The organism is Nakamurella flavida, from assembly GCF_030811475.1.
GTDB lineage: Bacteria > Actinomycetota > Actinomycetes > Mycobacteriales > Nakamurellaceae > Nakamurella > Nakamurella flavida.
In genome coordinates, this window is the sequence record NZ_JAUSQV010000001.1 from 2,006,553 (window position 1) to 2,031,782 (window position 25,230).

At 73.1% G+C, this 25,230-nt stretch carries 23 protein-coding genes; 15 read left to right on the forward strand and 8 right to left on the reverse strand.

What is annotated here, in order from left to right; all coding sequences use genetic code 11:
- Positions 1-17: 17 nt before the first annotated feature.
- The 4 genes from J2S58_RS09025 to J2S58_RS09040 all read left to right on the forward strand — a co-directional run bounded on the left by J2S58_RS09025 (position 18) and on the right by J2S58_RS09040 (position 4,793).
- A complete protein-coding gene (locus J2S58_RS09025; RefSeq protein ID WP_240188457.1) occupies positions 18-1,730 on the forward strand; it encodes a dipeptide ABC transporter ATP-binding protein in 1,713 nt (570 codons plus the stop codon).
- A 502-nt stretch (positions 1,731-2,232) separates the two neighbouring features.
- Positions 2,233-3,330 (forward strand): alpha/beta hydrolase family protein, encoded by a 1,098-nt coding sequence (locus J2S58_RS09030; RefSeq protein ID WP_205255663.1) that lies wholly within the window; start codon positions 2,233-2,235, stop codon positions 3,328-3,330.
- Between the two features lie 78 nt (positions 3,331-3,408).
- Positions 3,409-4,020 carry a TetR/AcrR family transcriptional regulator gene (locus J2S58_RS09035; RefSeq protein WP_205255662.1) on the forward strand — a complete coding sequence of 204 codons (612 nt, stop codon included), beginning with the start codon at positions 3,409-3,411 and terminating at the stop codon, positions 4,018-4,020.
- Positions 4,021-4,091: 71 nt separating this feature from the next.
- Positions 4,092-4,793: a maleylpyruvate isomerase family mycothiol-dependent enzyme gene (locus J2S58_RS09040; RefSeq protein ID WP_240188456.1), complete on the forward strand. Its 702-nt coding sequence runs from the start codon at positions 4,092-4,094 to the stop codon at positions 4,791-4,793.
- Between the two features lie 110 nt (positions 4,794-4,903).
- Here J2S58_RS09040 and J2S58_RS09045 read toward each other — a convergent pair whose 3' ends face one another.
- Positions 4,904-5,680 carry a class I SAM-dependent methyltransferase gene (locus J2S58_RS09045; RefSeq protein WP_306827747.1) on the reverse strand — a complete coding sequence of 259 codons (777 nt, stop codon included), beginning with the start codon at positions 5,678-5,680 and terminating at the stop codon, positions 4,904-4,906.
- 121 nt (positions 5,681-5,801) lie between these two features.
- Entirely contained in the window at positions 5,802-6,245 is a 444-nt protein-coding gene (locus tag J2S58_RS09050; RefSeq protein WP_205255659.1) for a YdeI/OmpD-associated family protein, read from the reverse strand.
- 190 nt (positions 6,246-6,435) lie between these two features.
- Here J2S58_RS09050 and J2S58_RS09055 point away from each other — a divergent pair, with 190 nt between their 5' ends.
- Complete coding sequence (locus J2S58_RS09055) at positions 6,436-7,107, forward strand: hypothetical protein (RefSeq protein ID WP_205255658.1); 672 nt, start codon at positions 6,436-6,438, stop codon at positions 7,105-7,107.
- A 15-nt stretch (positions 7,108-7,122) separates the two neighbouring features.
- Here J2S58_RS09055 and J2S58_RS09060 read toward each other — a convergent pair whose 3' ends face one another.
- Entirely contained in the window at positions 7,123-8,124 is a 1,002-nt protein-coding gene (locus tag J2S58_RS09060; protein WP_205255657.1) for an alcohol dehydrogenase catalytic domain-containing protein, read from the reverse strand.
- 204 nt (positions 8,125-8,328) lie between these two features.
- Here J2S58_RS09060 and J2S58_RS09065 point away from each other — a divergent pair, with 204 nt between their 5' ends.
- Positions 8,329-9,087 carry a GntR family transcriptional regulator gene (locus J2S58_RS09065; RefSeq protein ID WP_205255656.1) on the forward strand — a complete coding sequence of 253 codons (759 nt, stop codon included), beginning with the start codon at positions 8,329-8,331 and terminating at the stop codon, positions 9,085-9,087.
- Here J2S58_RS09065 and J2S58_RS09070 read toward each other — a convergent pair.
- The 4 genes from J2S58_RS09070 to J2S58_RS09085 form a co-directional block, all read right to left on the reverse strand.
- The gene (locus J2S58_RS09070; protein WP_205255655.1) at positions 9,074-10,423 is read right to left on the reverse strand and encodes an FGGY family carbohydrate kinase; all 1,350 of its coding nucleotides are present in this window, start codon (positions 10,421-10,423) and stop codon (positions 9,074-9,076) included. The two genes, J2S58_RS09065 and J2S58_RS09070, sit on opposite strands and share 14 nt — an antisense overlap.
- 144 nt (positions 10,424-10,567) lie before the next feature.
- Positions 10,568-11,995, reverse strand: a complete 1,428-nt coding sequence (locus tag J2S58_RS09075; protein WP_205255654.1) for an FGGY-family carbohydrate kinase — start codon at positions 11,993-11,995, stop codon at positions 10,568-10,570.
- Between the two features lie 61 nt (positions 11,996-12,056).
- Positions 12,057-13,502 carry an FGGY-family carbohydrate kinase gene (locus tag J2S58_RS09080; RefSeq protein WP_205255653.1) on the reverse strand — a complete coding sequence of 482 codons (1,446 nt, stop codon included), beginning with the start codon at positions 13,500-13,502 and terminating at the stop codon, positions 12,057-12,059.
- Between the two features lie 9 nt (positions 13,503-13,511).
- Positions 13,512-14,351 (reverse strand): class II fructose-bisphosphate aldolase, encoded by an 840-nt coding sequence (locus J2S58_RS09085; RefSeq protein WP_205255652.1) that lies wholly within the window; start codon positions 14,349-14,351, stop codon positions 13,512-13,514.
- Positions 14,352-14,810: 459 nt separating this feature from the next.
- Between J2S58_RS09085 and J2S58_RS09090 the strand changes: the two genes are divergently transcribed.
- From J2S58_RS09090 to J2S58_RS09105, 4 genes are all read left to right on the forward strand, one after another.
- Complete coding sequence (locus tag J2S58_RS09090) at positions 14,811-16,064, forward strand: substrate-binding domain-containing protein (protein ID WP_205255651.1); 1,254 nt, start codon at positions 14,811-14,813, stop codon at positions 16,062-16,064.
- Positions 16,065-16,184: 120 nt separating this feature from the next.
- Positions 16,185-17,447, forward strand: coding sequence for a hypothetical protein (locus J2S58_RS09095; protein WP_205255650.1), 1,263 nt, complete (start codon positions 16,185-16,187; stop codon positions 17,445-17,447).
- 169 nt (positions 17,448-17,616) lie between these two features.
- Positions 17,617-18,552, forward strand: a complete 936-nt coding sequence (locus J2S58_RS09100) for an aldo/keto reductase (RefSeq protein ID WP_205255649.1) — start codon at positions 17,617-17,619, stop codon at positions 18,550-18,552.
- Between the two features lie 166 nt (positions 18,553-18,718).
- Positions 18,719-19,522, forward strand: a complete 804-nt coding sequence (locus J2S58_RS09105; RefSeq protein WP_205255648.1) for an Fpg/Nei family DNA glycosylase — start codon at positions 18,719-18,721, stop codon at positions 19,520-19,522.
- Positions 19,523-19,524: 2 nt separating this feature from the next.
- Here the strand turns inward: J2S58_RS09105 and J2S58_RS09110 are convergent, their stop codons facing one another.
- Positions 19,525-20,019, reverse strand: a complete 495-nt coding sequence (locus tag J2S58_RS09110) for a methylated-DNA--[protein]-cysteine S-methyltransferase (protein WP_205255647.1) — start codon at positions 20,017-20,019, stop codon at positions 19,525-19,527.
- A 100-nt stretch (positions 20,020-20,119) separates the two neighbouring features.
- Here J2S58_RS09110 and J2S58_RS09115 point away from each other — a divergent pair, with 100 nt between their 5' ends.
- The 5 genes from J2S58_RS09115 to J2S58_RS09135 all read left to right on the forward strand — a co-directional run bounded on the left by J2S58_RS09115 (position 20,120) and on the right by J2S58_RS09135 (position 25,207).
- Positions 20,120-20,332, forward strand: coding sequence for a PspC domain-containing protein (locus J2S58_RS09115; protein ID WP_205255646.1), 213 nt, complete (start codon positions 20,120-20,122; stop codon positions 20,330-20,332).
- A 319-nt stretch (positions 20,333-20,651) separates the two neighbouring features.
- Positions 20,652-21,002 (forward strand): hypothetical protein, encoded by a 351-nt coding sequence (locus tag J2S58_RS09120; protein ID WP_205255645.1) that lies wholly within the window; start codon positions 20,652-20,654, stop codon positions 21,000-21,002.
- A 270-nt stretch (positions 21,003-21,272) separates the two neighbouring features.
- Positions 21,273-21,440 (forward strand): hypothetical protein, encoded by a 168-nt coding sequence (locus J2S58_RS09125; RefSeq protein WP_205255644.1) that lies wholly within the window; start codon positions 21,273-21,275, stop codon positions 21,438-21,440.
- A 93-nt stretch (positions 21,441-21,533) separates the two neighbouring features.
- Positions 21,534-23,069, forward strand: coding sequence for a glycosyltransferase (locus tag J2S58_RS09130; protein ID WP_205255643.1), 1,536 nt, complete (start codon positions 21,534-21,536; stop codon positions 23,067-23,069).
- Complete coding sequence (locus J2S58_RS09135) at positions 23,066-25,207, forward strand: acyltransferase family protein (protein ID WP_205255642.1); 2,142 nt, start codon at positions 23,066-23,068, stop codon at positions 25,205-25,207. The genes J2S58_RS09130 and J2S58_RS09135 overlap by 4 nt, the downstream gene beginning before the upstream one ends.
- Positions 25,208-25,230 lie beyond the last annotated feature (23 nt).

Genomic DNA, 25,230 nt, shown 5'->3' on the forward strand with positions numbered 1-25,230 from the left:
CGAGCCCGAGGCCCACCATGACCCGCCCTGAGCAGCCCGCCCGTCCCGCCGAACCGACCCGCCCGGCCGGCCGGACCGATGCCGTCGGGACCGCCGCCGATGCCGCCGGGACCGCGGCCGTGCTGTCCGTCCGGGACCTGTCGGTCTCCTTCCGCGTGCGCGGCGCGGACACCGTCGCGGTGCACGGAGTGTCCCTGGAGGTGCCCCGCGGGTCGACCGTGGCCGTGGTGGGCGAGTCCGGCTCGGGGAAGTCGACGACGGCGGCAGCGGTGAACCGGCTGCTGCCGGCCAACGGCCGGATCACCGGCGGGCAGGTGCTCTTCCAGGGCCGGGACCTGGCCGCGGTGGGCGAGCGGGAGATGACGGCCATCCGCGGCGCGGGCATCGGGCTCGTACCGCAGGATCCGATGTCCAACCTGAACCCGTTGATGCGCATCGGCGATCAGATCGCCGAGACCCTGCTGGTGCACGGCCGGGCCGGCGGCGCGGAGGCGCACCGACGGGCGATGCAACTGCTGGACCAGGTGGGCATCCCGGACGCCGAGCGCCGCGCCCGCCAGTACCCGCACGAATTCTCCGGCGGCATGCGACAGCGGGCGCTGATCGCGATGGGGCTGGCCTGCCGGCCGCAGCTGCTCATCGCCGACGAGCCGACCTCCGCACTGGACGTCACGGTGCAGCGACGCATCCTGGACCAGCTCGACGAGCTGACCGCCGACGACACCAGCGTCCTGCTCATCACCCACGATCTGGCGCTGGCCGCCGAGCGCGCCGACCACGTCGTGGTGCTGCACCGCGGGACGGTGGTGGAGTCCGGCCCCGCCGCGGCCCTGCTGTCCGACCCCCAGGACGAGTACACCCGGCGACTGCTGGCCGCCGCACCGAGCCTCACCTCGATCCGGACCGCGGCGCCGCCGCCGGCCGCCCCGACCGATGCGCGGCCGCTGGTCCGGATCCGTGACCTCACCAAGGTCTTCCCCGTCCGCTCCCCCGGCGCCGGGCCCCGCACGTTCACCGCCGTGCACGCCATCGGCTTCGACATCCCGCGCGGGCAGACGGTGTCCGTGGTGGGCGAGTCCGGATCCGGGAAGTCCACCACGGCCAACCTCGTGCTGGGACTGGAGACCCCGACCTCCGGCGCCATCGAGTTCGACGGGGTCGACCTGGCCGGGCTGGGCCGCCGGGAGCTGTTCGCGTTCCGGCGGCGGGTGCAGCCGGTCTTCCAGAACCCCTACGCCTCGCTGGATCCGCGGTACACCGTGGCCGAGTCCATCGCCGAACCGCTCCGGGTCCACCGGATCGGCTCGGCCGCCTCCCGCCGCAAGGAGGCCGACCGGTTGCTCGACCAGGTCGCCCTGCCCGCGGCGATGGCCGGCCGGCTGCCGCACGAGCTCTCCGGCGGACAGCGGCAGCGGGTGGCCATCGCCCGGGCGCTCGCCCTGTCCCCGGAGCTGGTCGTGCTGGACGAGGCGGTGTCGGCCCTCGACGTCCTGGTGCAGGCGCAGATCCTGGAACTGCTCCGCGGCCTGCAGGAGAACCTGGGGCTGACGTACCTGTTCATCAGCCACGACCTGGCCGTGGTGCGGATGATCTCCCACGTCGTCCACGTGATGTCCGGCGGCCGCATCGTGGAGAGCGGTGCCCCGGAGGCGCTGTTCGCGGCGCCGCAGGACCCGTACACGCGGGAGCTGCTGGACGCCATCCCCGGTGCGCGGCTCACCGGCCGCTGATCGACCCGGCTCGGGTTCGGTCGTCCGTCCCACACCGTGATCTGCCCCGGGCTGCAGGGGCCGATGACAGGGGGGGCGCCGGCCGCTCACCCGGCGAAACGTGAACGCGAGCGAGTCCTTCCCAAAAGAGCTATCGGTGATAGTATCTCGATGCCTGATAGATGATCGATGATCGATAGACCGAGGTGAACGCCGGCCCGGGCACGGAGTCGACTTCGCCGATCGGGTGTCCATCAGCCGATCCCACTCGACGACGACCCACGAGGAGGACCCTGACGATGAGAAGGCCCACCCGAGCACTCCTGCCCGCACTGTCGGGCGGGCCGGCGACCGGCGCGACCATCGCCATCACCGCAGCGAGGTCGGCCCGGTGACCGCGTCCGGGTCATCGCAACCGGTGACTCTCACCCGACTCGCATTCACCGACTCCGAGTTCGACGGCCAATTCCTGCGGGTCCTCTCCTCGGTCTGGGACCACGGTGCAGATGTCGGAGAGAGCTTCGTGACCGCACGCACCGTCGTACCCGGTGATCACGACAGCTGGGCGCAGCGGTGGACCGAGCTGGCCGACCGCATCTCGGCGGCCGCTGACGCCAGCGCGGCCGCGGGGCACCGGGTCAGCGCCCGGGAGGCGTACTTCCGGGCCAGCACCTACTACCGCAACGCCGGCATCTTCCACTACGCACCGCCGGTCTCGACGGCGTTGGCGACGTCCTTCCGACATCAGCGGGAGGCTTTCCAGAAGGGCGCGGCGCTCGGCCGGTTCCGCACCGAGATCGTCCACATCCCCTACGAAGCAACCAGTCTCGAGGGATACTTCATCACCCCGGGCGGGCCGGGACCGTACCCGGTCCTCGTGATGGTCGACGGCTACGACGGCACCAAGGAGGAGCTGTACTTCGCCGGGGGCGCGGCTGCCCTGGAGCGTGGATACGCGACGCTGCTGGTCGACGGTCCTGGGCAGGGCGGGGCGTTGATCGAGCAGGGCCTGGTCTTCCGGCCGGACTGGGAAGCCGTACTCACCCCCCAGGTGGACTGGTTGCTCACCCGACCCGACGTCGATCCGCAGCGGATGGCGGTGTTGGGAAGGAGCTGGGGTGGCTACCTGGCACCCCGCGCCGCGACCGCGGAGCACCGCATCGCCGCGCTGGTGGCCGACGCCGCCCAGTACGACCCGGGTTCGTCGGGCGCCCGCCTGCTGCCCGAGGCGCTGCGGTCGGAGTTCCTGACCGGCGAGCCGGCGGAACTCGACGAGGCACTGACCGCGGGGATGGCCACCTCGCCGGAACTCGCGTTCATCCTGAATCGCGGCATGCTGACCCATGGGGCCGCCACCCCGATCGGCTATCTCCGCGGCGCCCAGGACTTCACCATCGAGGGACTGGCCGACCGGATCACCTGCCCGACATTGATCTGCGCCGCCGAGAACGACGTCCGCGGGGGCGGGGGGCAGGAGCTGTACGACGCGCTGACCGTGGAGAAGAAGTACATCCGGTTCACCGACGCCGAGGGCGCCGGCGAGCACGACGAGGCCGGAGCCTCCTCGCTGTTCTACCAGCGTGCCTTCGACTGGCTCGACGAGATCCTCGACCGCGTCTGACCGAGTACCCGCCTCCGGGACGGCCCGGAGCGACACCATGGCCGACAGGTCGACGACCCCTGATCGAAGGAGCGGATCTTGCCACCCGAGATCGCCACCGACCGGCGACGTGAGCGCCATGAGGCCAAGCGCTCGACCATCATCGACGAAGCCTGGAAGCTGGCCCGACGCGACGGCCTGGGGGCGATCTCCCTCCGGGATCTGGCCGCGCAGGTCGATCTCCGGCAGCCTTCGCTGTACGCGTACTTCGACTCGAAACTGGCGCTCTTCGACGCGATGTTCGCCCAGGGCAATCGTCAGCTCCTGGCGGCGGCGACAGCTCTCCCCGAACGCGAGGATCCGGTGGAGGCGCTCGCCGAGCTCGTCGAGACCATCATCCGTTTCTCGACCGAGGACCCGGTCCGGTATCAGCTCCTCTTCCAGAGACCCGTGCCCGGTTTCGAACCGTCACCGGAGTCCTACGCGGTCGCCGTGGCGTTCTACGACGTCGCCGGCGCCCGTCTGGCTGCCGCGGGTGCCAGCGAACCGGAGGATCTCGACCTGTTCACCGCGATCGTGGCCGGCCTCAGCGATCAGCAGGTCGCCAACGACCCGGGCGGAGATCGCTGGGTACGTCTCTCCCGGCGCGCGGTGCGGATGTACCTCGCCGAACTCGAGCGGCACCCCGAGAACATCCCCTCCCCGTCCTGAGAGGCCAGCCCATGAATCCGACCGCCGCGACCGATGTGACGACCATCGAACGGATCTCACACGACGAAGCAATGGCGATCACCCGTGTGGAGAACAGGAAATTCCTGGAGCAGCTCCACTCGCTCGACACCCACGACTGGTCGAGGCCCACAGCCTGCGACCGTTGGGACGTGCGGGCGGTGGCGGCCCACGTGGTCGGCGGAGCCGCCGGCCAGATCTCGCCCCGCGAGTTCCTCCGCCAGGTTCGGGCGGGCAGGCCCCTGATGGAGCAGATCGGCGCCCAGTACTGGTGGGACGGCATGAACGAGATCCAGGTCCGTGAGCGGTCCACCCTCCCCACCGCCGACCTCATCGCGGAATGGGAGCGCAACGCCGAACGGGCCCGTGCCGCCCGGACGAGGATGCCGCGACTGATCACCCGGCTGCCCCTGCTCAACCTGCCCGCGCCCGTCGGCCGCCAGCCACTCGCGTACCTGTTCGACATCGGCTTCACCCGCGACGTCTGGGCGCACCGCATGGACATCGCCGCCGCGACCGATCGTCCGATGGACCTCGACCCGGCGCATGACGGCCGCATCGTCGCCGACATCGTCGCCGAATGGGCGGCGACCCACGGCGAGCCGTTCGTCGTCGAGCTCACCGGACCCGCCGGAGGCACCTACACCTCCGGCAGCGGCGGCGAGACCGTGTCCCTGGACGCCCTCGATCTCGTCGCCGTGCTGTCCGGGCGTGCACAGGGAGAAGGGGTGCTGCGCAACACCTTGCCGCTGTAGGTCCACCGACTCCGGCGCGGGATCCTTTCTCCCCGGCGCTGTCACCCATCACGGTGGTCGTCACGAGGCGACCCACCCCACGGCCGGATTCCCGGAACCCACAGCACGGGTCAGGACGGGACCGGCACGGCCTCGACGGTGAGCTGGAAGAACCGGAACCGCCCCGGCTCGGGTACGACCGCCCGGTAGGCCCGCACGACGTCGGCCACCCAGTCCTGCACCGCGGACGGCGCCAGGCGCGCGGTCCAGTCCGCGAACCCCACGGTGCACCAGCGGGCGAACGCGTCGTCGTCGGCGAAGTCCCACGACTCGTCCGACACGTCGGCGCGTCGGACCGTCAGCCCGACCCGCTCCGCCAGCACGCGGTACTCCGTCGGGTCGGGATGCGCGAAGGGCGCAGAGATCTCGCCGAGGCGGGCCCGCCAGGGTTCCCGTCCACACACCTGCATGGCGACGTCGTCCAGACTGGGACGTCCACCGGCGCAGACGAACCGGAGCAGCAGGCGGCCGTCGTCCCGGACGGCGCGCCGCAGATTCACCAATGCGGTCGCCTGGTCGCGCACCCAGTGCAGGGCGTTGAACGAGCACACCAGGTCGAACTCGGCGCGGAAGGGCAGATCCAGCACATCACCGGCGGCGAACCGCACATCGGTGCTCGGCGGCAGCGGCGCGGCCCGGGCCACCTCGATCATCCGGGGCGACGGATCCACGCCCAGCACCGAGCCCTCGGGCAGCTGGGCGGCGACGAGCCGGCTGACGTACCCGTCGCCGCACCCGACGTCCAGGCAGCGTTCGTCACCGCGCACCGTGAGCTCGGCCAGGGCCCGACGGGCCATCGTGCGTTGCAGCTCGCTGACCTGCTCGTAGCCGGCGCCGTCCCAGTCCACCACTGCGTCCCCCAGAGATCCCCGGCCCGGCGTGCCTCGAGGCCGGGAACAGTCTGGCGCACGGCCGACCGGGGCACCCGGTGACCGGTGCGGACGGTGACGAGCGGTGTCGGAGCGACCTTCAGCCGCCGAGCTGGTCGACGACCTTGGCGATGCGCCGGGCCCGGGTGGCGTCGGCCTTGGCCTCGGTCACCGACCGGACGTGCCCCTTGCGGCCGCCGGCGGGCAGGGCGTCGAAGGCCTCCCGGACGCCGGCCGACGTCAGCGCGTCGGCCAGATCGGCCGGGACGTCCACCGTGCGCGGCTGCGGATCGTGCTCGAGCGTCACCGAGACCTCGTCACCGCCGGCCACTCCCGCTGCTGCGCGGTGCGCGGCCGACACGGGAACCAGGAACCGGCCGCCCATCACCGCGATCGTCGAGTCGTACCGGTGGTCCCGCAGCGACACCCTGACCGGCACCCGCCTGCCGGCGTCGAACGACTCGACGACGTCCGGGGGAACCTCGATCCCCACGTTGTTGCCCTGCTGCAGCAGGGTGGTGGTGAACGTACGGACGGTGGCCATGGCGCTCCGATCACGACAGCGGTGGTCTCCGAGCGTGCCGTGCCGGCAGCACCCTGACAAGACACCCCACCGACCACGAGGCACCTGCATTCGTCCAGCGACCGGTGCCCCTCCGGCCCGGAGAGCCCGGTCCGACCGGTAGGTCCGAAGGCGCTGGACCGACCTGATCGTCGACGCATAGCCTGCGGACGTGGACAACGAGAAGTGGGCAGCCGGTCTCTGGACGGACGAACGGCGGGCTGCGTTCGCGCAGGCCGCGGAGGAGGCCATCGAGGTCCTCCGCCTCCACGTCGCGACCGTGACGGCAGCGACCGGGGAGGCCGAGCAGCTCGCGATCCTGCGGTCGGGCGACACGGTGACCGATGCGTTCGGGGTGCTGGCCGACGCCGAGTTCGACCTCACGGCCGCGAGCAGCCCGTTGAGCCCACTCGCCCGGACCGAGGAATGGGCGGACGACGAGGACGACGGAGAGGAAGACGGAGAGCCGGACCCGCTGGACGACACGGCCGAGTTCAACCAGCTGAGCGTCCTGACCCGTCGGGACTACCGCCTCACGTCGGAGGCCGCCGTCCTCGACGCGGGCCGGGCCGCCTACGCGCAGGCCTGGCCGGACGACTCCGCGGAGGCGGCCGCCGAGGACGTGAACCATCTGGGTCGGGCCATCTACCAGATCACCCATGCGGGCGGGTTCGACGCCCTCGACGACGTCCCCGGGCTGGATCCCACCGCGGGGATCGCCCTGGTCATCGGCCGGGACAGGGCGATGTCGGGTACCGATCTGGAGGCGGCGATCGAGGACCCCGCCCCGCTCTTCGTCCTCGACGGGGAGATCCTGCACTCCGAGGGCGACATCTGGCAGTGACGCCGCCGGACCGGGTCAGCCGGTGATCTGCACCTTGACCTGCTCGGGGCTGCGGGCGGCGGCCAGCGCGTCGGCGTACCGCTCGAGCGGGAAGGTCGCGGTGACCAGGCCGACGAGGGCGTCCTGCAGGTCGACCATCCGTTCGGCCGCCTCCGGGTAGCGGTCGGCCAGGGAGTTCGAGCCGATGACGGTGAGCTCCTTGGCGAAGACCTCGTAGGGGCTCAGCGCGACGGACGCTGCCGGTGAGGCCACGCCCATCTGCACGAGCCGGCCGCGGGGGCCGAGGGCGGCGAGCGCGGCGGTGATCGCCGCCGGGTGGCCGCTGGCGTCGACGGCCAGGTCGAACACCGACCGGTCGAGCTCCTCGACGCTCGGGACCGCCTGCAGGGCACCGAGTTCCAGGGCGGCGGCGCGGCGGGAGGCGTTGGGCTCGACGATCCGGACTCCGGCCGCCCCCTCGGCGCGGGCCAGTACCACGGCCATCAGCCCGATGGACCCGGCGCCGAAGACGACGACCTCGTCGTCCCGCCACCCCGGGGCCCGGTCCAGCGCGTGCAGCACACAGGCGAACGGTTCGACCAGCGGGGCGGCGCGGTGCGTGATCGCCGGGTCCAGCGGGTGCACGATGCCGGCCGGGACGGCGACGTACTCGGCGCACGACCCGTCGATGGCCACCCCGACGGGCAGGATGTCCACGCACAGGTTGGCCGCCCCCGCCCGGCACATCGGGCAGACACCACAGGTGATGTTGGGGTCGACGCCGACGTAGTCGCCCTCGGCGAGGGCACTCACCCCGGCACCGACCTGCGTGACGATCCCGGCGAACTCGTGCCCGGGCACCACCGGGAAGCGGCCGTGCGGGTAGTCACCGGCGATGAGGTGGAGATCGGTGCCGCAGACCCCGGTCCCGACGGGGGCGAGGACCACCCACCCCTCCCGGGCCACGGGCACCGGCAGCTCCCGGATGTCGATGCCGCCGTTCCCGTCGGCGAGGGCGGCGCGCATGGTCGGGTTCATCGGAGCTCCCAGGAGTGTCGGTGCGGTGCGGGCGGCAGGCCGGTGCGTACCTGAAGAACGGCCCTCCGCGCCTCGCGGCGTCTCCGGTGGGCCTGATCAGCTGACTGTTACGATACGGCCGAATTGTATGCTTAGTCCAGGCTGTACGTACAGCTCGTGACGACCGGTCCGGGCCCCGATGTCCCCCGCGAAAGGAACGTGGCCGTGCCGCAGACCGTCGAGCGGGATTCCCCGGTCCCGTACTACGAGCAGCTGTTCGGCATCCTCCGCGACCGCATCGCGGACGGTTCCATCGCCACGGACGCCCGCCTGCCCAGCGAGAACGAGCTGTGCCGGGAGTTCGGTCTGTCCCGGGCCACCGTCCGACAGACCCTGGCCAAGTTGGAGTCCGAGGGCTTCGCCCGCCGGGTCGCCCGGCGCGGCGTCTTCGCCTCCGCCCCCGGGGAGACGTCGGGCTGGACGGTGCAGGACGCGCAGGGCTTCCTGGAGTCGCAGATCAGCACCGGTCGCACCGGCATCACCACACAGGTGGTCGACGCCCGGTTCGTCGCCCCCGCCCAGCACGTGGCCGACGCCCTGGAGATCCGCGGTGACGGCCGGGACCAGGTCTTCGCCCTGCAGCGGCTCCGTTCGCTCGACGGCCGGACCGCCATGTTCAGCACCAACTGGTTCCCCCCGGACATCGGCCAGGCGATCGCCGCGGCGGAGGACGTGTTGCAGGGCAACGGCTCGGTGAACCACACCCTGCGCAAGGCCGGCTTCGTGACCAGCGGCGCGCGGCGCGTCATCCGGGCCATGCGGGCGCCCGAGCCGGTCGCCGGCCACCTGCGGATCGACCCCGACCAGCCGGTGCTCCGGGTCCGCTCGCTGTCGTGGAACGACGAGCAGGTGCGCTTCGACTACTACGAGACCTGGGTGCTCACGGACGTCGTACCGCTCGAGGTCAACGTCACCGCCAGCTGACCGCCACCCCGTCCGCGCCGCCCAGGGCCACGGCGGGCGACGGGGTCCAGCCCCGGGCGCGCGCGGCCAGCAGGGCCGCACCGACCGCCGACACCTCCGGTTCGGCGATCACCGGGGCCGCGACACCGTCGACGGCGGCCTTGATCTCCAGCCAACCGGGCTGCCGACTCCACCCGCCGGCCAGGCGGACCTCGCGGCCCCGCCCGACCACCTCCTGCACCGCGTCGACGGCGTCCCGGCCCAGCCGGGCGAGGGCGCCCAGCACGACCGAGGCCCGGGCCCGGGGATCGCGTGGGGCGTCGGCGGCGTAGCCGGGTCGGCCGCCGCCGCGCCGACCCGGCAGGAACAGTCCGCTGTCCACCGACGGGACGGGGGCCTGCTCGCCGGTGAGGATCCGCTGCAGCTCGGTGCCCACCGCCGGATCCTGGGCGGCCCACGCCGCGTTCCGGGTCAGCTCCTCCACCCGCGAGACGGTCCGCCCGGCCGACCGGACACCCGGGGCCAGGTCCACCCCCGGGGGGCGCACGGCCGGCGCCCCGTCGTAGTGGGTGACCGCGACCTCGGCCGTGCCCATCGAGTCCAGGACCACGCCGGGCACCCACTGGTCCACCCCCCAGCCACCGATGGCGTGATCGTGTCCGCCGGCCACGACGATCGCATCCGGGCCGAGGAGCCCGGCCGTGCGCCATGTCGGCGAGCGCAGCGCGCCGACGATCTCCCCGGCGCCGAGCACCCGGGGCAGCAGATCCGTCGAACCCAGCGTCGCCTCGACCCGGTCGGCCGCCCATGACCGGTCCGTGGACCGCCAGGCGCCGGTGCGCGCGGCGAGGGTGTCGGACAGGAAGGCGCGGCCGGCCCAGCGGACGGCGGCCAGGTCGGCCACGGCCACCCAGCCGGCCGCGGTGTCACCCCCGGGTTGGCCGCGGGACCAGGCCCACCCGACCATGGCCCGGGCCGGATCGCTCTCCGCGTCCAGGGTCCGGTCGTCCGGCAGACGTGACCGCAAGCCGCTGAACACGCCCTGCCGACGGGGATCGAACCAGGCCAGCGGCGGGCCGAGCGGTCGCCGATCGGCGTCGACCAGTACCCCGTCCTCGCCGACCCCCACGACGCAGATCGCGTGGATCTCGTGGGTCTCCCCGCAGACCCGGGTGATCATGGCGTCCACCGTGTCGAGCACGGCGGTGACGTCCAGCGACAACCCGGCGGGGTCGCGCGGGGTGGGACCCGACGCCCGGGCGACGACCACGCCGTCCGCGGCCAGGGCCACGACCTTGGTGTTGGTGCTCCCGATGTCGACGCCGCAGGAGACCGGGCGACGGGCGGCGCTGGGCATGACCGTCACCTCCGCCGAGCGGCTCCACCGCGGGGGACCCCCGCGCGGGGACCGTGTCGTGCGGCCGGGAGGCCACCCGGCTGCCCAGCTTAGGGGGCCCACCGTCGGCCCGCCGCGGTGTTCCCCACCGGGCCGGCGGAGAGGTCAGCGGTAGCCCAGGGCGCCGGTGGCCGCCTCGTACTGCTGCCCGATCCGCGGCTCGCTGGCCGCCGCCGGCAGGCTCACCCGCTCGACCGGCCAGGCCGGGAACGACCCGGTCAGCGTCGAGACCGCCTGCATGGCCGCCCCTCTGGTGACGTACTCGTCCGGACCGGGGAGCACGACGGGGACGTCGACGAGCTGGGTCAGCACCTCGCGCACCGCCGGGCTGCGGGACGCCCCGCCGATGAGGATCAACCGGTCGGTCCGCAGGTCGCACGCCGCCAGCGCCTGCAACATGGCCACCTGGTTGAGCAGGGTGCCCTCGATGACCGCGCGGGCGAAGTTGGGCCGGGTGAAGTTGGCCAGCGAGGCCTGCATGAGCGACCCCCGGGCCTGCGGCAGGTCCGGGGTGCGCTCCCCCTCGAAGTACGGGACGAGGGTCAGCCCCTCCGCCCCGGGCGGCGCCTGCAGGGCGAGATCGGACAGCTCGTCGTGCGTGCACCCCAGGAGGGCGGCGCCGGCGTCGAGATTGCGCGCGGCGTTCAGCGTGGCGACCAGCGGCAGGTGCCGTCCGGTGGCGTCGGCGTAGTTGCAGACGTGTCCGGCGTAGTCGTGGACCGGCTCCGCCGACCGGGTGTAGACCACGCCGGAGGTCCCCAGGGAGAGCACCGTGTCCCCCTCGGCCAGGCCGAGAGCCAGTGCTGCCGCGGCGTTGTCGCCGCTCCCGACGCCGACGGCGATGCCGGCGGGGATGCCCGGGATGCCGACCCCGGTCACCCCGGCCCGCTCCAGCGGCCCGAGCACCCGCGGCAGCAGGACGGCGGCACCGAAGGCGTGCTCGACCAGATCCAGGCAGTACTCCCCGCTGTCCGGCGACCAGTACCCGGTGCCGCTGGCCTCGGACCGGTCGGTGATGAGTTCGGCCAGGTCACCCGTCGGACCGCCGGTCGGGCCGAAGCCGCGCAGCCGCCAGGTCAACCAGTCGTGCACCACGGCGACCGCCGCCGTCCGGTCCGCGGACGTGGGATCGACGTCCCGGAGCCAGCGCAGCTTGGCCACCGTGTCGGACAGGGTCAGCGGCAGGCCGGTGCGGCGGATCCACTCGTCCCGGCCCAGTTCGGCGTTCAGGTCGGTCATCTGCCGGTGCGAACCGGTGTCGTTCCACAGTGGCGACGGGCAGACGACCTCACCGGACGCACCGAGGAAGACGGGGGTGTGCTGCTGCCCGCTCACCGACACGGCCTCGACGTCGGCCAGGCCGCCGGCCCGGTCGACGGCCAGCAACAGGGCCGCCCACCAGGCCTCGGGATCCACGATCGTCGCGGCCGGGTGCGACGCCTTGCCCTCCCGGACCTGCGCGCCGGTGGCCAGGTCGCGCACCGTCACCTTGCACGCCTGGGTGGACGAGTCGATCCCGGCGACCAACGTCATGACCGTCCCCCTGCCGGCCCGGGGAAGCCCGGGCCCTCGCTCCGCCTGCCGGGCCGGACGCTCACGCCGGCATCGCCTTCATGTGCTCCCACCGGGCCGAGCTGGTCGCCGACCACTCGCGCAGCCGGTCGGTGCGCCCGCCGTCGGGGGCGATCTCCCGGGGGGAGCAGCCGGCCCAGTCCAGCACGGTGCCCGACGCCAGCGCCTGCGCGCCCCGGGAGACGACCTCGGGGACGGCGGCCACACTCAACGGGATGCCCAGCAGATCGGCCTTGAGCTGGAGCCAGAGATCGTTGCGGGCCGCCGGCCCGATGACCTTGACCCGTTCCACCGGGACGCGGAACAGCGTCAGGACGTCCTGGAACTGGCGGACCAGCCCGAGGAAGCAGCCCAGCACGACGTCCTCGACCGCGGTGTCCGACCCGATGCCGGCCATCACCCCGCGCGCCACGGCCGACTTGTCCGGCGGCGGGCTGCCGCGGAACTGCGGGAGCACCAGCGGAACGGCAGCCAGGTCGACATCATCGGCCAGCCAACGGGTGTGCAGCTCCTGCAGGCAGCCGAGCAGGCTCCCGGTGTCCATGCCGAGCATCGATCCGACGGTCGCGAACGCCGATCCGCCCGTCGGGATGGAGGCGAAGAGGGTGAAGTCCGACCCGCGGCAGGCCAGCCCGTTCGCCAGCTTGGACCGCCGGGCCGCGGCGGACAGATCGGGGTGGTCCCGGAGGAACAGCAGACCCTCGGTGGTGCCGGTGGAGTTGAGCAGCTCGCCGCGCCGCAGATCGGCGCCGATCGCGCCGACCATGTGGTCGTGGCCGGCCACGTGCACGACCACGTCGGGACCCAGCGCGGCCTCGCCGGCCCAGGCGGCGGTCACGACGGTGCCCTCGGCCGCCGACCGCACCTCGGGGAACAGCCCGACATCGACCCCCAGCAGCGCGCACACCTCCGCCGACCACGTCCCGGTCGACACGTCCAGCGCCATCGTGCGACTGGCCAGCGACCGTTCCGACCACCGCCGGCCGGTCATCCGGGCGGCGAGGTACTCGGCGATGTTCAGCCACCGGGCGTCCCGGCCGGCGTCCCCGGCGTGGGCGAGCGCCCACGCGGCCTTCGACAGGCCGTAGTTCGCATTCACCGGCAGCCCGGTGATCGCCGAGATGGTGGCCCGCTGGTCGTCGGTGAGCACGGCGAGGAGATCGGCCCCGCGGTGGTCGTGCCACAGGATCATCGGGGAGGCGAGGGTGGCGTCGGGTCGGACCAGGCCGCCGGACTCGCCGACGCCGGCGATGCTCACGCGCCGGACCGATTCCCGGACCGAGGTCGGCACCCCCCGGACGAAACCCAGCACCATCGCGTGCAGGGCCTCGACGTCGTAGATCTCGCCCCACCGGTCACCGGTGGTCGGGGTGGAGTGCCGTGCGGAGGCCACCGACCGGCCCTCGGCGTCGAACAGGCACAGCTTCACGCTGGTGGTGCCGATGTCGATGGTGACGGTCGGGAGCATGATGCGGCGTCAGCCGACGACGGGGTTGAGCACGCGGATCCGCCGTTCGACGACCTCGGTGATCGCGGCGACCGCCTGCTGCGAGACGCGGATGAGCGAGGCCTCGTTCGGGTTGGCGACCCAGGCCTCTCCGAACGCCCGGATCATCGCGTTCCGCAGATCGCTGGCCACGTTCACCTTGACCACCCCGAACTCGTGCAGCCGGCCGAGTTGCTCGACGGGCAGACCGGACCCACCGTGCACGACGAGCGGGACCGTGGTCGCCTCCCGGACGCGGGCGAGCAGGTCGAAGTCGATCCGGGCATCCGGTGCGTGACCGTGGACGTTGCCCACCGACACCGCGAGCATGTCGCAGCCGACCTCGGCCACGAACCGGCCGACCTGGGCCGGATCGGTGCGGTGCTCCTGCTCCGGGCCGATGTCGTCCTCCTTTCCACCGATGCTGCCGAGCTCCGCCTCGAGGGCGAGCTCCGGACCGACCAGGGTGCGCGCCCGGGCGGAGACGGCCAGGTTCTCCTCGTACGGCTCCTCGGACGCGTCGATCATGATCGAGGTGAAGCGGGCGGCCAACGCGTCCTCGACGGCGCCGATGCTCTTGCCGTGGTCGAGATGGAGCGCCACCGGGACGGGGCAGTCGGCCAGCCGGCGGGCGACCATGTCGTAGATGTACTCGTACCCGGACAGGGCCACGTTCGTCGGCGCCACCTGGATGAAGGTGGGGACGCCCACCCGCTCGACCGCGGCGACGATGCCCATCGTCGTCTCCAGGTTGGTGGTGTTGAACGCACCGGCGACGAGGTTGCGGGACGTGCATTCCTCGATGATCTCGAGACCGCTGACCAGCGCCATGTCGGTGACCCTTTCGGACGGATGGGGCCGGCGCGCGGGTGTGCACGCCGGGGTGCGGAGGGGGTTCCGCGAGGACGGGCCGCAGAGCGGGAAGCGCTGCCGGACCGGTGAGGACGACCACCCGCAGGGGATCACCCCAGGCATGACGTGGCGGTTGTCTTGCTTGTACGTACAGACTGGACGAGCTGACTGCTGCTGTCAATCCGCCGATCATTCCCGCGCTCGTAGGCCTCTCGGACGAACGACGAACGCCGGGGGCGACCGTGTCCGCATCGTGTCTTGACGCTCCCTGGTCCCACTCGTATGGTCTGTACGTACAAGAACGACCGAGCTCGTCCGGGGTCCACGTCCGACCCGGACGGTGCGGGCCGCCCCGTCCGTGGCCGGCAGCACGCGATCGACCAGCCCCACACCCCTGCGTCTTCGCCGAAGCCGCCGGAACCCAGGAGGAGAACCCAGATGCAGTCAAGCAGGGCACTGAAGTGGCGGACCGGATCGCTGGCCGCCCTCGCCTCGGCCACATTGCTGCTGAGCGCCTGCGGCAGCGGCGGTACCGCCGCGAGCAGCGGCACGTCGGCCGCGTCGTCCGCCGCGAGCAGCGCCGCCGGCTCCGCCACGTCGTCCGGGTCCGCGTCCTCGGGGTCGTCCTCGGCCGCGTCGTCCGGCTCGGCGACCTCCGGGTCCGCGGCCGCGACCGAGGCGGCCGTGCCCACCATCGTCGTCCCCGAGGGGGAGACGGTCGGCGTCTCGCTGATCACCAAGACCCAGAACAACCCCTTCTTCATCGCCCTGAACGAGGCGGCGGAGGCGGAGGCCGCGAAGGTCGGCGTGAACCTGACCCTGGCGTCCGGATCGGCGGACGGTGACGAGCAGGCCCAGATCGACGCCGTGGAGCAGGCCATCGCCCGCGGCGACAAGGGCATCCTGATCACCACGAACGGCCCGGGTGTGAACCCGGCGCTGGAGAAGGCCAAGGCCGCCGGGATCATCATCATCGCGCTCGACACCCCGCTGACTCCCACCGATCTCGCCGACATGACCTTCGCGTCGAACAACTTCACCGCCGGCACCCTGATCGGTGAGTGGGCCGCGGCCCAGCTGAACGGCGAGAAGGCCACCATCGCGATGCTCGACCTGTTCAACGACAAGATCGTCTCCCTGGACCACCAGCGTGACCAGGGCTTCCTCACCGGCATGGGCATCGACACCAAGGACGACCAGGTCAACGGGGACGAGGACCCGACGGGTACCTACTCCGGCGGCAAGGGCGGCGAGTACGAGATCGTCTGCAACGAGCCGACCACCGGGTCCAACGACGGCGGCCGCTCGGCCATGGAGCTCTGCCTGACCCAGGACAGCGGCCCCAACATCAACACCGTCTACTCCCTGAACGAGCCGGCCGGTGCGGGTGGCGTCGCCGCCCTCACCTCGGCCAACATCACCGCGCCCGTCGTGGTGTCGATCGACGGCGGCTGCGGCGGCATCGCCGACGTCACCGCCGGGGTCATCGGCGCGACCGCTCTGCAGTACCCGTCGCGGATGGCGGCGTACGGCGTCGACACCGTCGCGGCCCTGGCCCGTGGCGGCGAGGCCCCCGCGTTCAGCCCCGGTCTCGACTTCTTCGACACCGGCCTGACCCTGGTCACCGACTCCCCCGTGGACGGCCTGCCCAGCATCACCAGCGCCGAGGCGCAGGACATCTGCTGGGGCTGATGCCCGCTCCTGGTGAGCGGTGCCCGACGGCGCCGGTCCGTTCGCCCGCCGCACTCACGGCGGAGCGTCCGGGCCGGCGCCGTCGGCGTTCCCCCACCCGGGGCTCGGTACCGTGACCCGGTGACCCCGCCCCGCCGCGCCGCACGTCGAGGCGGGCGGGCCGTCCCCCTCGCCCTGGCCCTGCTGCTCGCGGGATGTACCGCCGCCGGCGGGGACGGCGTCGCGTCGGTCACCGACGACCCGGCGAGCGCGGTCACCTCCGTGAGCATCACCCCGGTGACCCCCGCGGGCCTGGTCACCGGTCCCGGGGTGAGCAGCACCGCGATCACCCTGGCCGTGCTCGTGGACCCCGAGCGGGACCGCGGCACCGTGCAGGGGGTCCGGCTGTGGCAAGGCTCGGTCAACGCCGACGGTGGACTGTGCGGGCGGTCCGTCACCCTGGTGGTCACCGGGGCCGGCGGCGTGCCGACCGACCCGGCCGAGGCCTACCGGCAGGTCGGACGGGACGCCCTGGGGGTCATCACCACCCCCGGCGGGGGTGATCTCGCGGACCTGCTGGCCGCCGACGCGATGCCGGCGCTGGCCGCCGGAGGCCCCGCGCTGACCTCCGCCCCGCTCCCCGTCGGCGCCACGGACGACGTCCTGGCCATTAACGCCCTGGCCTACCTGCAGGGCGCCGACCTGCTGCCCGCCGGTGCGCCGGTGGGGGTGCTCACCGACGGTGGTCCGAGCGCGGTCGACGCGTTGACCGGCGCACGCTGGTGGGTCCGGCAGGAGGGCGCCGGGGCGCTGGCCGTCCGACCGGTGGGCTCGGACACCGACCTGACCGACTGGGGCGGGGCGCCGGTCGTGCTCGGGCTGGCCGACGCGGCCGCGGTCTCCCGGCTGGCCGAGTCGGTCCCCGCCGGGACCACGGTGGTGACGACGGTGGACGGGTACGACCCCGCGGTGTGGAGTCCGGCCGCACTGGCCGTCGCCGCGCAGGGCCGGGTGCTGGTGACCGCCCCCACCCCGGCCTTCGGCTCGGACCAGCCGGCCGCCGCGGCCGTGGCCGCGGAGTTCCGGGCCGCCGGGGGCACCGACCCGGGTGCCCGACTGCTCGCCGGGTACGCCGCCGCCACCGAGTGGGGCCGACTGCTCACCGGCATGTGCGCCGACCTCGCCCTGACCCGCTCGGCGGCCACCGACGCGCTGGCCGCCGTCGGGCCCGCCCCGGACGGCTCACTGCTGGGTCCCACCGACCCGGGGGCGATCGCCCTCGGCCTGCCGGCGACCCGGGTCTCGGCCATGTCCCGGGCCGATCCGGGTGCCCCCGCCGGGCTCGCCCCGTTGACCTGGCTCGAGTCCGACGACGACATCGACGCCTACCGGCCGCCGCGCTGATCCCGGACGTCACCGCGTCCCGTCCGGTGTCCCCTCCGGCCCGGGCCGGCGACCCTCGACGGTGGCCCGCGCGCGGGCCGATCGGCGGAACGGGAAGACTGGGACCGGGTCGACCGTTGACCCTGCAGGTGCTGAACGTCAGCACCTGATCGCTGCAGGGAGCCGCCCCATGCCCACCATCGGCCGTACCGACCTCGATGTCTTCCCGCTGTCCCTGGGCGGCAACGTCTTCGGCTGGACCTCCGACGAGCAGACCTCCTTCGAGGTGCTCGACGCGTTCGTCGAGGGCGGGGGCAACTTCATCGACACCGCGGACGTCTACTCGGCGTGGATCGAGGGCAACTCCGGCGGGGAGTCCGAGACGATCATCGGCAACTGGATGGCCTCCCGGGGCAACCGGGACGCAATCGTGCTCGCCACCAAGGTGGGTTCGCTCGAGACGGCGAAGGGCTTGTCCCGCAGCACGATCCGCCGCGCCGTGCAGGATTCGCTGCGTCGCCTGCAGACCGACCGCATCGACCTGTACTGGGCGCACCGCGACGACCCGGCCACCCCGCAGGAGGAGACCGTCGCGGCGTTCGACGAACTCGTCCGCGAAGGCACCGTCCGTGTCGTCGGGGCCAGCAACTACTCCGCGGACCGGCTGAGCTCGGCCCTGCAGATCGCCCGGGACACCGGGGCGGCCCGCTTCGAGGCGCTGCAGCCCGAGTACAACCTGGTGGTCCGCAAGGAGTTCGAGGCCGACCTGCTGCCCGTCGTCGCCGAGCACGGACTGTCCACCGTCCCGTACTACGCCCTGGCCAGCGGGTTCCTCACCGGCAAGTACCGGGATGCCTCCGCCGACGACTCCAGCCCCCGCGCCGGGCAGGCCCGTTCGTTCCTCGACGACCGCGGTCGCGGCGTCCTGGCCGAACTGGACGCGATCGCCGCCGCCCACGACACCTCGGTGACCGCGGTGTCGCTGGCCTGGCTCGCCGCGCAGCCCACGGTCCTCGCCCCGATCGCCAGTGCCCGGATCGCCCAGCAGGTCCCCGACCTGCTCGCCGGCGGCCGGTTGACCCTGACCGACGACGAGATCGCCCGGCTCACCGCCGCCTCCGAGTGATCCCGGCGTAGCGGCCCGGGCCGTCATCCGACCCGGGCCGTGGTCCGGTACTCACTCCGGATCACCCGTCGACCCCCGTCCAGCGCATCCGGGCGGGGGTCGACGCCTGTCCTGCCGTTCCCGTTCCCGTTCCCGACCCGTGCTCATCCGACCCGGAAGGACCCCCGTGCCCGAGGGCCACACGATCCACCGCCTCGCGCGGGACCTGCGCACCACCTTCGCGGGCGCCGCCGTGCACACCGGCACCCTGCAGGAGCGGTTCGCCGAGGGGGCCGCGAAGCTGGACGGGACGACCCTGGCGAAGACCGAGGCGCACGGCAAGCACCTCTTCCTGCACTTCTCGCAGGACGCGCTGCGCAGCACCGTGCACATCCACCTCGGGCTGTACGGCAAGTTCCCCATCCAGCCCCAGCCGGCGCAGCCCCCGCGCGGCGCGTTGCGCCTGCGACTGGAGAACGACACTGCCTGGGCCGACCTGCGGGGCCCGACGGCGTGCGACCTGATCACCCGGGACGAGCACGACACGATCCTCGCCCGGCTCGGCCCCGACCCACTGCGCACCGATGCCGACCCGGACCGAGCGTGGGCGCGGATCTCGAAGTCCCGCATGGCCATCGGTGCCCTGCTCATGTCCCAGGACGTGCTGTCCGGCATCGGGAACGTCTACCGCGCCGAGGTGCTCTTCCGGCACGGGATCAGCCCGTTCCGGGCTGGGCGCGAGATCACCCGCGAGGAGTGGGACGCCGTCTGGGCCGACCTGGTCGTGCTGCTCAAGGCCGGGGTCCGCGCGGGCCGCATCGTCACCACCCGCCCGGAGGACCGGCCCCGCCGGGGTCGACCCCGCCGCGAGGAGTCGTTCTACGTCTACCGGCGCACCGGGCAGCCCTGCCGCATCTGCGGGGCGGAGGTGCGCACCGAGCTGATGGTCGCGCGGAACCTGTTCTGGTGCCCGTCCTGTCAGGCGCACTGAGCTCAGGTCGACGCCAGGGCGCGCCGCTCGAACTCCTGCAGAATCTCCTTGCGGCGCGCTCCCTCCGGCCCACCGCGCAGTCGCCCGGCGGCCGTGGTCAGCCGGTGACAGGGCACCACGATCGACAACGGGTTGCGGGCACTGGCCGATCCGACGGCCATGGCCGCGCCGACCGTGGCGCCGGCGGCCAGGGCCACCGCACCGTAGGTGCTCGTGGAGCCGTACGGGATCGCCCGGACCGCCGCCCACACACGACACTGGAAGGGCGTGCCCGCCGGCGCGGTCGGGAGATCGAACGCTCGGAGATCCCCGGCGAACCACGCGTCCAACTGCCGTCGCGCCGCGGTGAGGACCGGTGCGGACCTTTGGTCGCCCAACACCACTCCGGGCAGCGGGGCTCCGACGTACACGCCGGTCAGGGAGTCGCCGTCCGAGGTGAGTAGCAGCTCACCGATCGGGCCGGTCATCCGCGTCCACTGCTGGAGTCCCGACGGCACGACCCCACGGTAGGCGGCCGGGTGTCCCCGGGGCCGGCTCAGGGGCCGATCAGGGCTGCCCCTGATGCCGGCACCCCGTCCGACCGGCCAGGATGGGTGCATGACGATTCCCACGCCGCCGCCGCCCGCCCCGTACCGCCGACTCACCCTCTCCTCCTCCGACCGCAAGATCGCCGGTGTGTGCGGCGGCCTGGCCGCCTACTTCCACGTCGACCCGACCCTGGTGCGGATCATCGCCGTGGTGCTGGCGTTCGTCGCCGGCGGCGGGATCCTCGCCTACCTGCTGGCCTGGATCATCATCCCCAAGGCCTGATCCGACGGGTGCGCGGCGCGGTGGGTCCTGCCCCGCCGCGCAGCCGTGACCGAACCAGCCCGGTGCCACCACCACCCGCACCGCCACCCGCACGACCCCCGGCGCCCCCGGTCGCGCTGACCAAGCCTGGTCCGGCGGCCCTGCCGCCGTTCGGCCGGCCCCACCCGACTCCCGGCACGGCTCCGGATTCCCGGGCCGCCTCGGGTCCGTCCGGGACGAACCGGCCGGCGGGACCGTCCCGGGCTTCGCCGTCGGGCCGCCGCTGCCGCCGGGTGACCCCGCTCCGCACGGACGCTCCGAGACGCGAGCCGGCGCGCCCGTGGTGCCCGCACCCGCTCCGGCCGGCCGGGGGGTCGGCGATCTCGGCCTGGCCACACCCATCAGCACGGTGGGCTGCACGGGGACGCCGATCGTCCTGTACTCCTCGGCGATCACCCCCGGGGCCTACGCGGCCGACGTCCAGCAGGCTCTGGACGACCATCCGGGCGCGTCCTCCCTGCGCACCGACCAGGCCTGCAGTTCGCTCACCCCGTCCAGTGACGGCAATCCGATCTACGCGGTCTTCCGCGCCTACCCGTCGACCGGTGCAGCGTGCGCGGCCGAGGGGACCGGAGCCTCGTTCCGCCTGCTGGAGAGCGGTTCACCGGACACGTCCACCTTCAGCTGCTGACCGCCGGGCGGCGGGCCCCCGGAGACGCCCACCGATACGCAGGGTGAGAAATGCTTCGTCATGCACCCCGAGCGGATGAGATTTTTTTCTGTGAACGTGAACAATTGAGCGCAACGTCAGGTATCTTCAGCCCGTTGCGACCACCCGGTGACCCCGGGAAGGGCCTGGGCCCGGTCGCGGTCGATGTCGACTCGAGCGGTTGCGGTCCGGACCCGTGCATCCCGGGGCAGGCCACCGACGGCTGCTCCCGAGGATCAGCCGGGGGGCGCGATGCCGGAGACCGAGCCTGCCGAGGAGGCGACCCGCTCACTGGGCGATCTGCTCGGTGAGGCGCTGCAGTTCGTCGTCTTCGGGAACGGCTACCTGATCGGCGTGATCCTGGGCGTCTTCGTGCTGACCGTCCTGCTCTCCCGCATCTTCAAGGGCGGCACCCTCTGACGCCCCGCGGGTACACCGTGCCCGGCGACTGACCACCGCCCGCACCCGCGCCCCGTCCGACCCCCGCACCGCCCCCGCCAGAGGGATTCCCGCATGCACAAGACCCCGGCGTTCGTCGCCGTCTCCCTGCTCACGCTCGGGATGATGACCTACCTGCTGTTCAACCATCTGCAGTACGCCGTGAAGTTCACCAACCTCGCGGTCTGCTACTCGATCATGTTCGTCCACCTGGCCCTGAAGATGCTGGCCTCGCTGGCGGCCAAGCCGCACACCGTCGCCCCGGGAGCCGATCTCGACCTCCTGCGCGTGGACGTCGTCGTCCCGATCTACAACGAGGACCCGGCCCTGCTCGCCGCCGGCATCACCGCGATGGCCGGGCAGGATCGCCGGCCGCGGGCGCTGTGGCTCGTCGACGACGGATCGCAGGCCGACGGCGTCCCCGTCCTCGCCCTGCAGGACCCGGCCGTCCTGCGGGCGATCGCGGAGGCCGAGCGGGCGGGCATCACCGTCGTCTGCCGGCGGCAGGACAACTCGGGCAAGCGGGAGGCGCAGTCGGTGGCGTTCGCCGAGTCCGACGCGGACATCTTCGTGACGACGGACTCCGACACCTATCTGCGCGCCGACGCCCTGGCCAACCTGCTCATCCCGTTCTCCCGGCCCGAGGTGATGAGCGTGGGCGGCACCGCGTACGGCCAGAACTACCGCAAGAATCTGCTGACCCGGTCGCTGGACCTGGGTTTCGTCATGTCGTTCCTGCAGGGCCGGGTGGCCGAGGGCTACTTCGGTTCCGTCCGGGTCAACTGCGGCATCCTGGCCGCCTACCGCGGACACGTGGTGCGGGAGAACCTGCACCGGTTCCTCAACCAGCGGTTCATGGGAGTCCCGGTACGCGCCGGGGACGACCGGGCGTTGACGTTCTTCGCGAAGGAGAAGGGGCGCACGGAGTTCCAGCCGTACGCGGTGGCCTTCTCCGCGCTGCCGGAGAACCTCAGCCATCTGGCCCGGCAGCGCATGCGGTGGGCGCGTTCGTGGTGCTGGGGCACCCTGTGGCTGCTGCGCCGCCCGATCCGGTCCGCGGACTTCCTCTTCACCGCCACCCAGACCCTCGGCATCCTGGCCTACGGCTTCGCCTCCTCCATCGCCCTGGTCGGCGCGATCAGCGGGGCGATCTCCGTCGACCTGCTCATCTGGTCGGTGCTCGTCGCCATGGGCATCGGCTACCTGTCGCACCTGCGCTACGTGCTCATCGCCCAGCAGCAGGAACCACTGCACCAGCGGTTGATCACCTGGGCGGTCAGCCCGCTGACCAGCGCCCTGTACCTCGGCCTGCTGCTCCCCCTCTACTACCGCGCCCTGGCCCAGCCGGCCCCCCGGGCCTGGGGCACCCGGCAGCGGGTCGAGGTCGGGCTGCACCCCACGGCCACCACCGCCCCGGACACCACCGCACGGACCGCCGCTGCACCGACCGTGACCGCCTCGGACACCACCGCGCCGACCGCCGACCGCGTCGTCCCGCCGGAACTGCCCACCCAACCGGCGGGTCCGTCCACCGCGCCCGCCGGGCCCCACACCCCCCGCGCGCCCGCCGGGCGGCCCGTCCGTGACGACCGCGGGGTGAGGGTCGGATGACGGCGGGTCTCGACCCGGCACCGCCCCCACCCGCGCCCGCTTCAGCACCCGCCGGCCAGGAGACCGGGCCGGCGACCGAGCTCCGCCGCTTCCGCCCGGACGTGGAGGGGCTGCGTGCCGTCGCCGTCCTGCTGGTGGTGCTCTTCCACGCCGGGGTGCCGGCCCTGCGCGGCGGCTACGTCGGGGTGGACGTCTTCCTGGTGATCAGCGGCTATCTGATCACCGGTCATCTGCTGGTTGGGCTGCTGGCAGGATCCGGTACGGAGCAACGGTTCTCGCTCGCCGCCTTCTACGCTCGGCGGATCCGACGGCTGCTGCCGGCCGCCGCCCTGGTCGTCGTGGTCACCGTGATCGCGACGTGGGCGTCGCTCTCGGCCCTGCAGGCCCGGCAGGTCGGGGTGGACGCCCTGTGGGCCACCTTCTTCGGCATGAACGTCCACCTGGCGCTGACCGGGGTGGACTACCAGGCGAACCAGGATCCCTCACCACTGCAGCACTTCTGGTCCCTCGCCGTGGAGGAGCAGTTCTACCTCGGGTGGCCGCTGGCGCTGCTGGCCGCGGTCGCCGTCGCGCGCCGGACGGGGCGGGTCTCCCCCCGGGCCGCGGTCGCCCTGGTCGCCGGGCTCGTCCTGGTCGGTGCGCTCGCGTACTCGGTGCACCTGACCGTCGCCGAACCCACCCCGGCGTACTTCCTCACCCCGACGCGCGCGTGGGAGCTGGCCGCGGGCGCCCTGCTGGCCGTGGCCGCGCCGCGCCTGGCCGGGATCCGGTGGCTGCGGACCACGCCCGTCGCCTGGGCCGGGTTGGCGCTCGTCCTGCTGGCCGCGACCCGGTTCACCCCGGCCACCCCGTTCCCCGGGTACGCCGCCGCCCTCCCCGTCGCCGGCACCGTCCTGCTGCTGACCGCCGGACTCACCCGGCGCACCGGGCTGGAGAGGCGGCTGCTCGGCCGGGCACCGCTGCAGGCCCTGGGTCGGCTCTCCTACGGCTGGTACCTGTGGCACTGGCCCGTCCTGGTGCTCGCCGCCCTGGTGGCCGGACGCGACCTGCGGCTGCCCGAAGCGCTGGCACTGTGCGCCGTGGCGCTGTGGATGGCGCTGTGCACGTCGATCGCGCTGGAGAACCCGCTGCGCTCGATGCCGTCCCTGGTCGCCAGCACCACCCGGACGCTGCGACTGGGCGCCGTTCTCGTGCTGGTCACCGCCCTGGTCGCCGCGGCCGCCGCCGTCGTCGCCCCCCGGCTGATGGGCGTGGGGGTGCAGGCGGCGGCGATCACCGACAGCGCCCAGCTGGACGCGGCCGTGCTGGCCGGCCAGCGCACCGACGCCGTCCCGGCCGACCTCACCCCCGGTCTCGTCGAGGCCGCCGACGACAAGCCCGCTCTGGACGCCGACGACGGCATCTCCTGCATGGTCGGCCTGCTCACCGCCGAGCTCAGCGCGGATCCGGGCGGCAGCTGCGTCGCCGGGGGCACCGCCGACGGGACCACCACCGTGGTCGTCGCCGGCGATTCCCATGCCTACCAGTGGATCCCGGCCCTGCGGGAGATCGCCGGGCAGCGGAACTGGCGCCTGATCTCGCTGACCAAGTCCGGGTGCCCGCTGTACGACGTCGTCATGGTCAACACGCAGCTCAAGCGCGAGTACACCGAGTGCACGCAGTGGCGGGAGAAGGTGTTCGAGCGCATCGCCGACCTGCGGCCGGCCATGGTGATCACCTCCGCCGCGGTGTTCTCCGAGCGCGAGGGCGACTTCACCGCCCGCTGGACCACCGGTGTGACCACCACGATGGAGCGTCTGCGGACGCTCGGCACCCGTCCGGTGGTGCTGGCCGACGTCCCCTACCCGCGGCGGGACGTGCCGACGTGCCTGGCCCAGCACCCCGCCGACGTCCGGGACAGCTGCACCCCGACGCTGACCGATGCGATGAGCGACCCCGAACGGCGCCGGGCCACCGCCGCTGCTGCCGTCTCCGCCGGAGCGGTCGTCGTGGATCCGCAGGCCTGGCTGTGCGGGCCGCAGCGCTGCCCGGTGATCGTGGGTCAGTACCTCGTCTACTCCGACAACAGCCACCTGACCGCGACCTACGCCCGCCTGCTGGCCGGCCGGCTCGCCGACGCCCTGCCCCCGCTCACATGACGGCGCTTCGGCTCCGCCCCGCG

Excerpts from the sequence above, each read along its gene's own strand:
- J2S58_RS09025 (WP_240188457.1), top strand. The coding sequence starts at position 18 with ATGACCCGCCCTGAGCAGCCCGCCCGTCCCGCCGAACCGACCCGCCCG.
- J2S58_RS09040 (WP_240188456.1), top strand. The coding sequence starts at position 4,092 with ATGGCGATCACCCGTGTGGAGAACAGGAAATTCCTGGAGCAGCTCCAC.
- J2S58_RS09050 (WP_205255659.1), bottom strand. The coding sequence starts at position 6,245 with ATGGCCACCGTCCGTACGTTCACCACCACCCTGCTGCAGCAGGGCAAC.
- J2S58_RS09060 (WP_205255657.1), bottom strand. The coding sequence starts at position 8,124 with ATGAACCCGACCATGCGCGCCGCCCTCGCCGACGGGAACGGCGGCATC.
- J2S58_RS09070 (WP_205255655.1), bottom strand. The coding sequence starts at position 10,423 with ATGCCCAGCGCCGCCCGTCGCCCGGTCTCCTGCGGCGTCGACATCGGG.
- J2S58_RS09075 (WP_205255654.1), bottom strand. The coding sequence starts at position 11,995 with ATGACGTTGGTCGCCGGGATCGACTCGTCCACCCAGGCGTGCAAGGTG.
- J2S58_RS09080 (WP_205255653.1), bottom strand. The coding sequence starts at position 13,502 with ATGCTCCCGACCGTCACCATCGACATCGGCACCACCAGCGTGAAGCTG.
- J2S58_RS09085 (WP_205255652.1), bottom strand. The coding sequence starts at position 14,351 with ATGGCGCTGGTCAGCGGTCTCGAGATCATCGAGGAATGCACGTCCCGC.
- J2S58_RS09090 (WP_205255651.1), top strand. The coding sequence starts at position 14,811 with ATGCAGTCAAGCAGGGCACTGAAGTGGCGGACCGGATCGCTGGCCGCC.
- J2S58_RS09100 (WP_205255649.1), top strand. The coding sequence starts at position 17,617 with ATGCCCACCATCGGCCGTACCGACCTCGATGTCTTCCCGCTGTCCCTG.
- J2S58_RS09115 (WP_205255646.1), top strand. The coding sequence starts at position 20,120 with ATGACGATTCCCACGCCGCCGCCGCCCGCCCCGTACCGCCGACTCACC.
- J2S58_RS09125 (WP_205255644.1), top strand. The coding sequence starts at position 21,273 with ATGCCGGAGACCGAGCCTGCCGAGGAGGCGACCCGCTCACTGGGCGAT.
- J2S58_RS09130 (WP_205255643.1), top strand. The coding sequence starts at position 21,534 with ATGCACAAGACCCCGGCGTTCGTCGCCGTCTCCCTGCTCACGCTCGGG.
- J2S58_RS09135 (WP_205255642.1), top strand. The coding sequence starts at position 23,066 with ATGACGGCGGGTCTCGACCCGGCACCGCCCCCACCCGCGCCCGCTTCA.